Source organism: Rhizobium leucaenae USDA 9039, from assembly GCF_000426285.1.
GTDB classification, from domain to species: domain Bacteria; phylum Pseudomonadota; class Alphaproteobacteria; order Rhizobiales; family Rhizobiaceae; genus Rhizobium; species Rhizobium leucaenae.
Map to the genome: position 1 here is coordinate 21,297 of NZ_AUFB01000021.1, position 12,913 is coordinate 34,209.

Sequence of the window (12,913 nt, forward strand, 5' to 3'; positions counted from 1 at the left end):
CGGGAAAGTCCTATTTCGACTTGTTTTCCATTTCGTCGAGGGCGGCCGCCAGACGCTTTTCCTCGTTATAATAGCGGGCGCGGTCCCAGAAGTTCGGCTTGCCGATACCGGTCGACATATGCCGTCCGATGATCTTGCCGCCAGCATCTTCGCCTTCGATCTCGTAGCGCATCAGGTCCTGCGTGATGATCACATCGCCTTCCATGCCCATCACCTCGGTGATCTGTGTGATGCGGCGCGAACCGTCGCGCAAGCGGGCGGCCTGGATGACCACGTCGACAGAGGTGGAGATGATCTCGCGCACCGTCTTTGCCGGCAGGCTGAAGCCGCCCATGGCGATCATCGATTCCATACGGCTCAGGCACTCGCGCGGCGTATTGGCGTGGATCGTGCCCATCGAGCCGTCATGGCCGGTATTCATCGCCTGCAACAGATCGAAGACTTCCGGTCCGCGCACTTCGCCGACGATGATGCGTTCAGGACGCATACGCAGGCAGTTCTTGACGAGATCGCGCATGGTGATCTCACCCTCGCCTTCGATGTTCGGAGGGCGGGTTTCCAGGCGGACGACATGCGGCTGCTGCAATTGCAGTTCGGCTGTGTCTTCGCAGGTGATGACGCGCTCGTCGCGGTCGATGTAATTGGTCAGGCAGTTCAAAAGCGTTGTCTTGCCCGAGCCGGTACCGCCGGAAATGACGACATTGCAGCGAACGCGGCCGATGATCTGCAACAGCGTGGCGCCCTCCGGCGTGATGGCGCCGAAGCGGACGAGCTGGTCGAGCGTCAGCTTGTCCTTCTTGAATTTGCGGATGGTGAGCGCCGGGCCATCGATCGACAGCGGCGGTGCGATGACGTTGACGCGCGATCCGTCCGGCAGGCGGGCATCGCAGATCGGACTGGATTCGTCGACGCGGCGGCCGACCTGGCTGACGATACGCTGGCAGATCGAAAGGAGCTGGGCATTGTCGCGGAAGCGGATTTCCGATTCCACCGTCTTGCCGCCCACTTCGATGAACGTCTGGCCGGCGCCGTTGACCATGATGTCGGCGATATCGTCGCGGGCAAGCAGCGGCTCGAGCGGACCGTAACCGAGCACGTCGTTGCAGATATCCTCGAGCAGCTCTTCCTGCTCGGAGATCGACATCGCGAAATTCTTGATGGTGATGATGTCATTGACGATGTCGCGGATTTCCTCGCGCGCCGCCTCGGCATCGAGCTTGGCGAGCTGCGACAGGTCGATCGTATCGATCAGAGCGGAAAACACCTGCGACTTGGTGTCGTAATATTCTTCGGTGCGCGCCGGCCGGCGGCGTGTCGGCGTCTGCATCGAAGGCGGCGCCACCTGCTGGCGTTGTTGCGATCCCTCGCGCGCCGGCTCCACCAGCACGGTCGATGCCGCAGGCGCAGGAGCAGACGGTGCGCGCGGCGACGACGGCGGAGGCGTCACGCCGCCGCTCTTTGCAGGACCTTCATTTCCGCGTCTGCCAAACATGCCGTCGATCCAATTCTACGCTAGAGCATGATCTCAAAAACACGAACCGGCCTTCGAACGAGATCACGCGACATCAAACAATTACTTCCGCTTGAGGAGACCCAGCAGGCCGCCCTTCTTCGCCTTCTTCAGCGCAATGCGCCCGGTAACGATGTGCGATATCTGCGAGAAGGTCTCGGCGACCGGTGATTTCGGATCGGTCTCCGAAATCATGCGGCCGCTGTTGGCGGCATTGCCGAACAGGTTGATATCGAAGGGAATGATGGCGATCGGGTCGATCTCCAGCGGCTCGCAGAACTCCGAGGGACCGATTTCCGGGCGCTTCGGCATACCGACCTGATTGAGGATGAGATGCGGGGTCTTGTCGTTGGGGCGGAGTTTGCGCAGCGCATCCAGCATGTTTTTGGCGTTGCGCAGATTGGCAAGGTCGGGTGCCGCGCAAATCACGACTTCGTCGACGGCCGAAAGCACGGAGCGCGTCCATTCCGTCCAGAGATGCGGCACGTCGAGCACGCTCACCGGCGCGCTGCGCTGCAGAACGTCGAGCACGGGCTGAAAGGCCTGACCGTCGAAATCATAAGCGCGATCGAGCATGGAGGGGGCGGCGAGCAGCGACAGGTGTTGCGAACATTTGGTCAGCAGGCGGTCGAGGAAAACCTCGTCGAGACGCTCCGGCGCATAGACCGCCTCCGCAATGCCTTGCGCCGGGTCCTGATCGAAATCGATATTGGCGGTGCCATACGGCAGGTCGAGATCGGCGAGAATCGTCTCGGTGGAAAACAGGTTCGAGATGCCGAAGGCGCAATTATGGGCGATGGTTGACGCCCCTACCCCGCCTTTGGCGCCGATGAAGGCGACGCTGCGGCCGAGCGGCTCGGCATCGGGATCGACGAAGATCGCCGTCATCGCCGCCATGACATCGGTCATGGCGACCGGCTGGACCATATATTCGGAAATACCGTTGCGGATCAGTTCGCGATAGAGGCCGATATCATTGTGATGGCCGACGATCACCACCTTGGTGCTGGGATCGCAGACGGCGGCGAGCGGCGCAAGTTCTGCCAGCAGATTGCCGGGATTGGCCCGGGTTTCCAGAATGATCAGATTGGGCGTCGGCGTCGAGGCGAACATGTTTGCCGCCGCCGCCGTGCTGCCGCTGGTGATTCTCAGGCTGACCTTGGACATGCGCCGATCATTGGCGCATCGGTCCATCACCTGCTGCAACTGCTCGCTTTCGCAAAAGGCATGCACGGAGATGCGCGGCAATGGCCGCATGTTCTCGAGATCGCCCGTGCGGGGCGCGTCCTCGGCCTCCACCTCGGGCTTTCTGATATCGTAGTTGATAGCGCTCATGATTCTATCCTGTTCCGCCGGCCGGTTATCCTCATGCTCAGGAACCGCTGCTAAAGCCGCCGATCGTCGCCGTGCTGGTCGGGACGGAGCCGCTGCGGTAATTGTCGATCACCTTGCTGCGCTGGTCGGCATCGATCGGCGTCGCAGCGCGCGGCGCGATGAGGTCGGTTGGATTGGCGACCTGCGCTGCGAGGTTGTTCTGGGTGGCGCAGCCGAAATTGTAGTAATTCTGATTGTCGAAGGCGTTGGCCGACAGATCTTCCGGCCACTGGCCGCAGGCATTGGTGGTCGCCGTCGTCGCCATGAAGCGCAAACGGATCGGCGCGGCATCGCCGGGACCGCTGGTTTGATAATAGTTCTCGACAATACGCGCTGATGGGATACCGCTTGCTACAAGCTCCTGCCGGATCTGCCGGCGCACTGCGGAAATCCCAGGCGAGTTGGCCGAACCGCCGGGCGCCAGGATCTCGACAGTGCCGGAAGCATGCGCCTTATAATCCTGCACGAAGCCGCGAACCGTGTCGCGAGCGCCGGTCGTTATACGGCGGTCGCCCGCAATGACGGGAATGTCGACATGATGTTCCTTCTCAGTCAGCACGATGGGGTGGCGCTGACGATAGTCGTCGGAAACGGCGCTGGTTGTCATGCCATCCGGCGAACCCGCACATCCGGTAACGGCGGAAGCCATCATGATCAAGGCCAGGGCGGCAAATCGCGGCCTAGTGATACGGGGCGCATTGCGATCGAGGCTGGCCATTTTTTGGTCTCTCGTTGTTCCGGTTAAAAAGGGATGCGTCATGGTCCGTCTCCCCTCACTTGTAGATAAAGCCGACAGTGCCGTGGAAATCGGCATCGGCGACCGGCGGCCCGTCCTTGTGCCCGTAGATCTTGTTGACACGGTTCATGAAGAAGCCGCTGATATCGTTGCTCGGGGAGAAATTGTCGTCCGGGCGAGCAAGCTGGCTACGGGCCACCGGCCGCACCAGATAAGGTGTCGCGATGATGACCAGCTCGGTTTCGTCGCGCTGAAAGCTCTTTTGACGGAATAGAGCACCAAGGATCGGAATCTTCGAGGCGCCCGGCGTACCATTGGTGGTCTGCTGGATGGAATCGCTCAGGAGACCGGCCAAAGCGATCGAGCCGCCGGATGGCAACTCCACCGAAGTGTCGGCGGCGCGCTGGTTGTAGGTTGCCGTGCCGGCGTTAGCCGTGCCAACAGGATTGGAAACCTGAGTCTGCACATGCAAGGCGATTCGTCCGGCAGACAGCACGACAGGCGTGAAGGCCAAACTGATGCCATAGGTGAAGGGTGTGACCGTGACGGTCCCGTCCTTGTTCGTGACGGCGTATAGCGTCTGACCGCCCGAATTGAAGGTAGCGGCCTGGCCGGAGATCGCCGTCAACGTCGGCTCAGCCAGCGTACGGACGGCGCCAGCCTGCTCAAGAGCATTGAGATAAGTACTGATATTGTACTTGCCGATGGCGGTTTTGAACAAGCTGGCCAGACCGCCGCCGCCGGCTGCCGCAATCCCATCCGCGCCAGGACTGCCGAGCTGGGCAACCAACTGCCCACCGGAGGAATTGCTGACAAGATTGTCGAAGCCGATCTGCTTCAGCACGCTGCGCTTGATCTCGGCGACGGTGACCTTGAGCGTCACTTGATCCTCGCCTTCGATCTGCAGCAGATTGACGATCTGCGAAGTCTGGCGTGATTCCGCGAAGAGGGCGACGGAATTGTCGCCGCCGCTGGCGCTTGCAGTTTCGGTGCGGGTCGTCGCCTCACCGCCCTTGAGGAAGGCCTCGGCAAGCTGTTCGGCGCGCGACGAATCCTGCGGCGTTCGCACCGTGCCGGTCATGACAATGTTGTCGGAGACGATCTCGACATTGATGTCGGAGTCCGGGATGAAGCGCTTGATATTGGCCTGAAGAGTGGAAATGTCGCGCTCGATCTGGAGGTCGAGGCTGACGATCTCCTTCCCGTCGGCGCCGAAGACGAAGATATTGGTCTGGCCGACCGTCTTGCCGAAGAGATAGATGCGACGCGAGGTACGCGTCACGGCATCGGCCATCTTGGGATCGGAGACGAGAATATCATGGGCATCCGCCGGCAAGTCGACCACCAGCGCCTTGTTGAGGCCGAGCTTCAGCGTGCGCTTGGTGCCGAGGCCGGCAATCGTAACGATGCTGTCGGCACCGTCGGCCTTGGCCGTCGCCATCCGCAGGAAGGCGGGAGCCTCAGCGAAAGGCAGACCGATGAAAGCGGCCGAAAAGGAGAGAGCCGCAAGCGAGAGGAGGCCGATCGGTGTGCTGGTCTTGAACATGGTCCCGCCCCTTCTCATGGCGTCTTGGCTGCGGTTGCGCCATTGGTGACGATCGCGCCCGATTTGATGACCTGGACGACGGCGCCGCCGTTGTCCCCGGCCAGCAGGTAATCGGCGGCGGTCGTGTCCGGCTGCTGGGCGTCGGCGACGGAGCGAAGCGCCAGCGTCAGCCGGTCCGCCAACTGCTGGGCGACCGCAAGCACCTTTGTCTGATCCGGCGTCAGCTCAAGCGTCGCGGTCGTGCCGACGACGGACTTGGTACCATCCTGCTTTTCCTCGACCTGCTGATCTATGGCGAGCACGCGGACATTGCTGAGCACCGTCTCGGTCACGAATTTCTGAGTATCGCCTTTGCGCACCATGATCACATCGACCCGATCATTGGGAAGAATGAAGCCGCCGGCACCCGTCGCAACGGAGATTTCGGTGGAGACTGCGCGTTTGCCGGAGGGCAGCAGCGAGGAAAGAATGTGGCTGTTGGAATCGGCGACCTTCTCTTCGCGGATAGGTTCGCCTTCAAAGATCGGCAGACGCACGACTGCGCCGCTCAAGTCTTTCAGCGCATCGGGGCGATCGGTTTGGGTGATGAAACCCTTGACGACACCGCTTTGCGGCCAGGCGATCCAGTGGATCGACTTGTCATTCAGGCGCGAGCCGACAGGAAGATTGGCGCCTGCGACGAGTACATTGATCGTCGCCTCTTTCTCTACCACTGCTTCGATATGCGGCACGACATTGCGTGAGCCGGCCAAACGCATCGCCAGCAGTCCGGCAAGTCCTGCCGCGACGACTGCCACCGCGAGTATCATTAAGCGAGCGGGTTTCATGATCATTCCTTGGGGAATACGACTCTTCGCCCCGCAGAATGCCCTGCAATTGGTGTAATTATGGTTAATGGTATATTACATTTACAGTTACTTAATCATGGCGATCAAAGTCACACAAAATATAAAACGAGCAATATACCGTTAATACTTAGAAATATCTAATTTAGATAATATGCGATGACGCTGCGGCGACCATGGGCGACGAGGGAAAAGCCAGGAAGCCGCCGATAGCGATGGCAATGCCATAAGGGATCTTTTTGGCGATCATCAGCGAGTTCGGCAGCGGCAGGCCCATCGCCATGATGGCATTCGACTGGGAGCGTATCATCAGGATGACGATCGTCACCACGCCGCCGAGGAAGGCGACATAAATGAGAAAGGCGAGAAGCGACGGATCGAAGCCGAACCAGAGTGCGGAAGCTGCCAGCAGCTTGGCATCGCCGCCGCCCATGACGTTCAACGCGAAGAGCGCAAAGCAGGTGCCGAAAACAATGGCCGCGCCGGCGAAGTGCATGCCGATGTCAGGCCATGTCAGGCCGACGAGCGGCGCAAGCACGATGAAGGAGCAGGCCAATATGAGCGATACCCGATTCGGGATCGTCATCGTAAGCAGGTCAGTGAGGGCTGCGACCGCCAGACACAGTGGGAAGATCAGCAATGTCGCGGCTTCAAGCATCAAACATCCCCAACTCAACTATAAAAATCAAAAACCGCTCATGATACTGAGCGGTTTTCGCCTAAGACATGTCTTCGCAGCACCCGCAATTAATTAATGTGCGGTGGAAGCGGTGGTCATATTGCTCGAAATACGATTGAAAACGGTGCTGAGCGAGTTGCCCAGGGTCGTGGCGCCGGCAATGATGGCGACGGAGATCAGCGCTGCGATCAGGCCATATTCAATTGCGGTCGCACCGGATTCATCTTTCAGGAAACGCGAAAAAAGCTTGGTCATAAGTTAACTCCACTCACTTTGTTGACAGCACGTCCGCCAACTGTTCGCCGTTGATCGGATGAGTTGCACGGTAGCTGCTGGCCGTTTCCATCGCTTTAAGGAAGTGGGTTAACAGATCGAAAACTCCGAAGCGGAAATAGACTAGTTAACGTCAATTCATGTCTTTCTGAGCATTTTTAAAGAAAATCTTCAGCCTCTTCGCAATGTTTAGGGGTTTATGTATTAGCAATGAACGGGAATTGTCCCAGTATATTGCAACTCCCGTAGGGAAATCCCAAAATGGAAGAGGAAGAGGCGGCGCTGCACCGGAATTGAACGAATAGCCCTTCTCTTAATTATTCATTCACCATTCTTTCTCATTCTATCTGGCAATCATTTTTGCCATCAGCTTAACGAGGCCAAACCATGCCGACCCGCGGCAGAATCGCATTCTTTGCCTGCGTCGCCGCAACAGTGGGCTTAGTGCCGCAGTTTTCGCACGCCGCCGACGACGGCATGCTGCGTGTCTATATGGATCATGCGCGCGTATTGAAGCTTGATCGTCCAGTCAGCAAGGTCATCGTCGGCAACTCGCAGGTTGCCGACGCAACGGTCGCCGATCCGAAGACCATCGTGCTGACCGGCCGCAGTTTCGGCACCACGAACATCGTCCTGCTCGATTCCGACGGCAATGCGATCGTCGACGAACGTGTCCTGGTTTCGATCGATGAGGGCAATACCGTCCGCGTCTACCGTCAGACCAGCCGTTCGGTGCTGTCCTGCACGCCCAACTGCGAGCAGCACGCCCAACAGAACAACACCGCGGCCGCCGCATCCGCCACTCCATAGCGGTGGCGCCCTCGGTCCCGCCCTATATTCAGCTATACTTTATAAGGTTTCTTTTTTTTAAATAATTCCAAGCATCCCTTCAATATGAAGAGAGATGCGAAACGGATTATCAAGAAAGCAGTTCTAGCCTTACCCCACTTAAATCGCCGCGGATTCCGGTATGACACCAGATGACGATCTTCTTGGGGGCAGGATTTTTGCACAGCGACGTGCTTGCGGACGCTTGCGCGAATTCGTGCGTTCTCGCGACGGGACTGCGGCCATCGAATTCGCTCTGCTGGCGATCCCCTATTTCCTGATCATCTTCGCAATTTTGGAAACCTTCGTTGCCTTCACGGCCGAGCAAGTGGTTTCCAATGCGGTCGATACAGTGTCGCGCGAGATCAGAACCGGGCAGATCACCTATAATCACAACGCGACGACCGACATGACCGCGGCGCAGTTTCGCCAGGCCTTCTGCAACGAGATCTCGGTGATCATCGTCTGCTCGGCGGCTGAGCTGGCGACGCCCACCAATCTCTATCTCGATGTCGAAAGCTACGCGACCTTCGCCGCTATGCCGACAACCGTGCCGCGCACCTCGTCAGATCCTTATTCCGATCTGAACACGACGGGCTTCACTTTTGCGCCCGGCGGTGCCGAGTCGAAGAACATGGTGCGTGCCTACTATCGCTGGCAAGTGATGACCGATCTGCTGCGGCCTTATCTCACCACCATACGTCCATCTGACGGTTCGATGCCGACGACCTATCTCATCGTCGCGACATCGGCCTTCCAAAACGAGAATTATCCGTGAGAAGGGTCGCGATGGGTCGGAAGAAGCTGATGGCTAGGTTTTGCGCTCCCCTGCGGCGCCTTGCCCGAGACGAGCGGGGCATCGGCGCGATCGAATTCGCCATTCTGTTCCCGGTGCTGCTGATGCTCTATCTCGGCGCTTTCGAGCTTACCGTAGCGCTCAGCGTCGAAAAACGAGCCAGCCGGTCGGCCGGATCCATTGCTGATATCCTGACGCACCAATCGAGCGTCAGCAAGACGGTGCTCGCCACCATGCCTTCGGTTGCCGGCGCCATTTTCGCGCCCTACGACACGACCGGCCTGACGCTAAAAATCACCGGCATTCAGCTCGATGCAAGCAGCAACGCCACCGTTGCCTGGTCCTGGGCACAGGATGGCAGCAAGCCGTATTCGACCGGCAGCGCCGTCACCGTTCCCAGCGACATTGATCAGCCAAGCACGTTTCTGGTGCGCACCGAGCTCGCCATTCCATATCAGCTCATTAGTTTCGGCTCGGATTTCCTGCCGGCCGGCAGCAGCCAGATCACCATCGGCCGCGAATATTTCTATCGCCCACGCACCGAAACTGCGATTACCTGCAGCGATTGTTGAACAGAATCCCTGTGAATTCCTGCTATATTGCCAGGCTGAACAGAAAATTGCCAAGTTGACGTCGCCGTTATATGGGTGACGTTCAATGCGCTCGACGCTGGGCGTCGCGCGTTGAGCAATCCTATCGGGTGGACCATGGCGCGCGCCTTTCTCTTCGTTCTTGATTCCTTCGGTGTCGGCGGCGGTCCGGATGCGGCCGCATATGGTGATGAGGGGGCCGATACGCTCGGCCATATCGCCGAATTCTGCGCGGCTGGCGCCGCCGACCGCGAGGGCCTTCGTTCCGGCCCGTTGTCGCTGCCGAACATGTCGGGTCTCGGCTTGCTGGAGATCGCCAAGGCGGCTACTGGCCGTTATCCGGACGGCATGCCGAAGCCGGAAAAGCTTTATGGTCTTTATGGCTGCGCCAATGAAGTGTCGCGCGGCAAGGACACGCCATCCGGCCACTGGGAAATTGCCGGCACACCCGTCATGTTCGATTGGGGTTATTTTTCCACCGAAGGCGATGCATTTCCGCCGGAACTGGTCGAAGCCATCTGCGAGGCGGCCGACCTTCCCGGCATTCTCGGCAACTGCCACGCATCCGGCACCGAGATCATTGCCAAATATGGCGAGGAGCATATAAGCAGCGGTAAGCCGATCTGTTACACCTCATCCGACTCCGTCTTCCAGATTGCCGCGCATGAACATTATTTCGGCCTGGAACGGCTGATTGCGCTCTGCCAGATCGTCCGCACCCTGCTTGATTCCTATAATATCGGCCGCGTGATTGCCCGCCCTTTCATCGGCGAAACGCAGGCCACATTCGAGCGTACGGGCAACCGCCGCGACTTCTCCGTGTTGCCGCCAGAACCGACCCTGCTGGACCGGTTGGTCAAAGCCGAGCGTACCGTGCATGCGGTTGGCAAAATCGGCGATATCTTTGCCCATCAGGGCATCTCCAAGGTCATCAAGGCCAACGGCAACATGAAGCTGATGGACGCGACGCTCCGGACTATGGACGAGGCAGCCGATGGCGATCTCGTCTTTACGAATTTCGTCGATTTCGACATGGTCTATGGTCATCGCCGCGATGTGGCCGGCTATGCGGCCGCGCTCGAAGCCTTCGATGCAAGGCTGCCGGAGGTGCATGAGAAGCTGAAGCCCGGCGATCTCGTTATCCTGACCGCCGATCACGGCTGTGACCCGACCTGGCGCGGCACGGACCACACACGGGAGCGCGTGCCTGTGATCGCTTACGGGCCTGGCATCCGCTCGCGCTCGATCGGCGTCCGCCAGAGCTATGCCGATATCGGCGAGACCGTCGCGCGCCATTTGGGAATTGCGGCAGGACCGCATGGAAGGAGTTTTCTGTGACATCGCATTTGAAGAAGGTCGAGCTGCACTGCCATCTGGAAGGTGCTGCTCCGCCGGCGCTGACGCTCGCACAGGCACGGAAATACAACGTCGACACAAGCGCCTTCATGCGTGACGGTATCTATCTCTGGAAGGATTTCACCGAATTCCTCGTCTGCTACGACAAGGTTTCCGAGGTCTATCGCACCGAGGAAGACTACGCGCTGCTGACCGAGACCTATCTCGAAGAGCTTGCGGAGATCGGCTCGATCTACAGCGAGCTGATCGTCTCACCCGATCATGGCGACCGTATCGGCCTTGGCGCGGATGCGTATATGGCCGGTGTCTCTGCCGGCATTCGCGCGGCGCAGGAAAAGAGCGGCATCGTCGCCCGGCTGCTCGTTACCGGAGAACGTCATTTCGGGCCGGAGCGCGTCATCAAGGCCGCCGAATATGCCGCCAGAAGCGACAATCCCCTGATCACGGGCTTCAATATGGCGGGTGAGGAACGCATGGGGCGCGTTGCCGATTACGCGCGTGCCTTCGACATTGCCCGCGAAGCCGGCCTCGGCCTCACCATCCACGCCGGCGAAGTCTGCGGCGCCTTCAGCGTCGCCGATGCGGTCGAGTTGGTCCGCCCATCGCGCATCGGTCATGGTGTGCGCGCCATCGAGGATGCCGACCTCGTCAGACGTCTCGCCGATCTCGGCACGGTGCTGGAAGTCTGCCCCGGCTCGAATGTCGCTCTGAATGTCTTTCCTGATTTCGCAGCGCATCCGCTGCGCCAGCTTCGCGATGCGGGTGTGCGCGTCACCATTAATTCCGACGATCCGCCCTTTTTCCACACCTCGTTGAAGCGCGAATACGAGCTGGCATCCACGTCCTTTGGCTTCAGCGACGACGAGATCAATGCCATGACCCGCACTGCGGTCGAGGCAGCGTTTGTGGACGAGGTGACACGGGCGTCTCTGCTCGCCAGATTATGACCGCATTATTTTAGGTCGTCGATTGGGGATGACGTTCCAAAATGCGGCCTATTTTCTTGCACAAGAGGCGATTTCCGTGGAAGAAACATCAGATATCACGGAATTATTGGAAGGCTGAAATCATGGACGGCGTCACTGTCATCGATCACCCGCTCGTGCAGCATAAATTGACCATCATGCGCAAGAAGGAGACGTCGACGGGAAGCTTTCGCCGGCTTCTGCGCGAGATTTCGACACTGCTCTGCTATGAAGTGACCCGCGACCTCGAACTGACGATCGAGACCATCGAGACGCCGTTGCAGCCGATGGACGCGCCGATCCTGGAAGGCAAGAAGCTGGTTTTCGCCTCGATCCTGCGCGCCGGCAACGGCCTGCTGGAAGGCATGCTCGACCTCGTGCCCTCGGCCCGCGTCTCGCATATCGGTGTCTACCGAGATCATGAAACGTTGCAGCCGGTCGAATATTACTTCAAGGCACCGGACGACATATCCGAGCGCCTGATCATCGTCGTCGACCCGATGCTGGCAACCGGCAATTCCTCGATCGCCGCGATCGACAAGCTGAAGGAGCGCGGCGCCCATAATATCCGTTTTCTCTGCCTGCTCGCGGCCCCGGAAGGCATCGCCAATTTCTGCAAGGCGCATCCGGATGTCCCGGTCTTCACGGCGGCGATCGACAGTCACTTGAACGAAAAGGGCTATATCGTCCCCGGGCTCGGCGACGCCGGCGACCGGATGTACGGCACGAAATAAATCCTGCCGATATAATTGCTTTTTTTGCCTGGCAGCCCCCAAACTGCTGGGCTTTTTATTGATCTGTTTAGCGCCCTGTCAGCGAAGCTGCTTTAAATAGTAGGGATCAATGGGCTCGACGTACGAAGCTCATAAGAGGGATCTCGCCGATGCTCGTTCGCGTTCTTGTTTTTGCCGGTATTATCGCCGCCGCGGCTACACAGGTCCCGGCGTTGCTGGGCACGCAAACGGCAAGCAGCGAAAGCTCGACGCCCGTAGTCAAGGTTGCGGTGCCGCCGCAGCCAGCCGCGGCGCCGGTGACTGCATATGGAAGCGTGTTGTTACCAGCGGGCGCGGGCGGTCACTACGAGGGCGACTTCAAGGTCAATGGCCGGCCGGTTCATGGCATGATCGATACGGGCGCGACCTATGTAGCGATCAATGAGAGTACAGCGCGCCGTCTCGGCATCAGCGGCAACGATCTCGATTATCGCTACACCACGCAGACAGCCAACGGCCCATCCAAAGTGGCTCTCGTCAAGCTCGATCGTCTTGAGATCGGCACGATCAAGGTCCGCGATGTCGACGCCGTGGTTGCAAAAGACGGCGCATTGAGCACGACGTTGATCGGCATGAGCTTCCTGAAAAAGCTCAATTCCTACAGTGCCGAAAACGGCTCACTGCGTTTGACGCAATAATTGT

Annotated in this window: 14 protein-coding genes; 7 read left to right on the forward strand and 7 right to left on the reverse strand. The window is 59.1% G+C overall.

Going from position 1 to position 12,913, the window contains the following annotated elements; genetic code table 11:
• Positions 1–10: 10 nt before the first annotated feature.
• From K290_RS0124990 to K290_RS0125020, 7 genes are all read right to left on the reverse strand, one after another.
• Positions 11–1,492 carry a TadA family conjugal transfer-associated ATPase gene (locus K290_RS0124990; RefSeq protein ID WP_028754385.1) on the reverse strand — a complete coding sequence of 494 codons (1,482 nt, stop codon included), beginning with the start codon at positions 1,490–1,492 and terminating at the stop codon, positions 11–13.
• A gap of 81 nt (positions 1,493–1,573) precedes the next feature.
• The gene (locus K290_RS0124995) at positions 1,574–2,845 is read right to left on the reverse strand and encodes a CpaE/TadZ family protein (RefSeq protein WP_028754386.1); all 1,272 of its coding nucleotides are present in this window, start codon (positions 2,843–2,845) and stop codon (positions 1,574–1,576) included.
• A gap of 37 nt (positions 2,846–2,882) precedes the next feature.
• On the reverse strand, positions 2,883–3,602 hold the full coding sequence (locus tag K290_RS0125000) for a CpaD family pilus assembly protein (RefSeq protein ID WP_028754387.1): 720 nt from the start codon (positions 3,600–3,602) through the stop codon (positions 2,883–2,885).
• 55 nt (positions 3,603–3,657) lie between these two features.
• The gene (locus tag K290_RS0125005; protein ID WP_028754388.1) at positions 3,658–5,166 is read right to left on the reverse strand and encodes a type II and III secretion system protein family protein; all 1,509 of its coding nucleotides are present in this window, start codon (positions 5,164–5,166) and stop codon (positions 3,658–3,660) included.
• A gap of 14 nt (positions 5,167–5,180) precedes the next feature.
• The gene (gene cpaB / locus K290_RS0125010) at positions 5,181–5,993 is read right to left on the reverse strand and encodes a Flp pilus assembly protein CpaB (RefSeq protein ID WP_028754389.1); all 813 of its coding nucleotides are present in this window, start codon (positions 5,991–5,993) and stop codon (positions 5,181–5,183) included.
• Between the two features lie 163 nt (positions 5,994–6,156).
• Positions 6,157–6,669 carry an A24 family peptidase gene (locus K290_RS0125015; RefSeq protein ID WP_028754390.1) on the reverse strand — a complete coding sequence of 171 codons (513 nt, stop codon included), beginning with the start codon at positions 6,667–6,669 and terminating at the stop codon, positions 6,157–6,159.
• A 93-nt stretch (positions 6,670–6,762) separates the two neighbouring features.
• Positions 6,763–6,945, reverse strand: coding sequence for a Flp family type IVb pilin (locus K290_RS0125020; protein WP_028754391.1), 183 nt, complete (start codon positions 6,943–6,945; stop codon positions 6,763–6,765).
• Between the two features lie 405 nt (positions 6,946–7,350).
• On the opposite strand from K290_RS0125020, the gene K290_RS0125025 reads away from it, so the two are divergent.
• The 7 genes from K290_RS0125025 to K290_RS0125055 all read left to right on the forward strand — a co-directional run bounded on the left by K290_RS0125025 (position 7,351) and on the right by K290_RS0125055 (position 12,909).
• Positions 7,351–7,773, forward strand: coding sequence for a pilus assembly protein N-terminal domain-containing protein (locus tag K290_RS0125025; RefSeq protein ID WP_028754392.1), 423 nt, complete (start codon positions 7,351–7,353; stop codon positions 7,771–7,773).
• 160 nt (positions 7,774–7,933) lie between these two features.
• A complete protein-coding gene (locus tag K290_RS0125030) occupies positions 7,934–8,569 on the forward strand; it encodes a TadE/TadG family type IV pilus assembly protein (protein WP_028754393.1) in 636 nt (211 codons plus the stop codon).
• Between the two features lie 11 nt (positions 8,570–8,580).
• On the forward strand, positions 8,581–9,159 hold the full coding sequence (locus tag K290_RS0125035; protein ID WP_037136231.1) for a TadE/TadG family type IV pilus assembly protein: 579 nt from the start codon (positions 8,581–8,583) through the stop codon (positions 9,157–9,159).
• A gap of 135 nt (positions 9,160–9,294) precedes the next feature.
• Positions 9,295–10,515: a phosphopentomutase gene (locus tag K290_RS0125040; RefSeq protein WP_028754395.1), complete on the forward strand. Its 1,221-nt coding sequence runs from the start codon at positions 9,295–9,297 to the stop codon at positions 10,513–10,515.
• Complete coding sequence (locus K290_RS0125045) at positions 10,512–11,480, forward strand: adenosine deaminase (RefSeq protein WP_028754396.1); 969 nt, start codon at positions 10,512–10,514, stop codon at positions 11,478–11,480. The genes K290_RS0125040 and K290_RS0125045 overlap by 4 nt, the downstream gene beginning before the upstream one ends.
• Before the next feature lie 122 nt (positions 11,481–11,602).
• The gene (gene upp, locus K290_RS0125050; RefSeq protein WP_028754397.1) at positions 11,603–12,232 is read left to right on the forward strand and encodes a uracil phosphoribosyltransferase; all 630 of its coding nucleotides are present in this window, start codon (positions 11,603–11,605) and stop codon (positions 12,230–12,232) included.
• A gap of 149 nt (positions 12,233–12,381) precedes the next feature.
• Positions 12,382–12,909 carry a TIGR02281 family clan AA aspartic protease gene (locus tag K290_RS0125055; protein ID WP_028754398.1) on the forward strand — a complete coding sequence of 176 codons (528 nt, stop codon included), beginning with the start codon at positions 12,382–12,384 and terminating at the stop codon, positions 12,907–12,909.
• Positions 12,910–12,913: the final 4 nt, after the last annotated feature.

Excerpts from the sequence above, each read along its gene's own strand:
- K290_RS0124990 (WP_028754385.1), bottom strand. The coding sequence starts at position 1,492 with ATGTTTGGCAGACGCGGAAATGAAGGTCCTGCAAAGAGCGGCGGCGTG.
- K290_RS0124995 (WP_028754386.1), bottom strand. The coding sequence starts at position 2,845 with ATGAGCGCTATCAACTACGATATCAGAAAGCCCGAGGTGGAGGCCGAG.
- K290_RS0125000 (WP_028754387.1), bottom strand. The coding sequence starts at position 3,602 with ATGGCCAGCCTCGATCGCAATGCGCCCCGTATCACTAGGCCGCGATTT.
- K290_RS0125005 (WP_028754388.1), bottom strand. The coding sequence starts at position 5,166 with ATGTTCAAGACCAGCACACCGATCGGCCTCCTCTCGCTTGCGGCTCTC.
- cpaB (WP_028754389.1), bottom strand. The coding sequence starts at position 5,993 with ATGAAACCCGCTCGCTTAATGATACTCGCGGTGGCAGTCGTCGCGGCA.
- K290_RS0125015 (WP_028754390.1), bottom strand. The coding sequence starts at position 6,669 with ATGCTTGAAGCCGCGACATTGCTGATCTTCCCACTGTGTCTGGCGGTC.
- K290_RS0125020 (WP_028754391.1), bottom strand. The coding sequence starts at position 6,945 with ATGACCAAGCTTTTTTCGCGTTTCCTGAAAGATGAATCCGGTGCGACC.
- K290_RS0125025 (WP_028754392.1), top strand. The coding sequence starts at position 7,351 with ATGCCGACCCGCGGCAGAATCGCATTCTTTGCCTGCGTCGCCGCAACA.
- K290_RS0125030 (WP_028754393.1), top strand. The coding sequence starts at position 7,934 with ATGACACCAGATGACGATCTTCTTGGGGGCAGGATTTTTGCACAGCGA.
- K290_RS0125035 (WP_037136231.1), top strand. The coding sequence starts at position 8,581 with ATGGGTCGGAAGAAGCTGATGGCTAGGTTTTGCGCTCCCCTGCGGCGC.
- K290_RS0125040 (WP_028754395.1), top strand. The coding sequence starts at position 9,295 with ATGGCGCGCGCCTTTCTCTTCGTTCTTGATTCCTTCGGTGTCGGCGGC.
- upp (WP_028754397.1), top strand. The coding sequence starts at position 11,603 with ATGGACGGCGTCACTGTCATCGATCACCCGCTCGTGCAGCATAAATTG.
- K290_RS0125055 (WP_028754398.1), top strand. The coding sequence starts at position 12,382 with ATGCTCGTTCGCGTTCTTGTTTTTGCCGGTATTATCGCCGCCGCGGCT.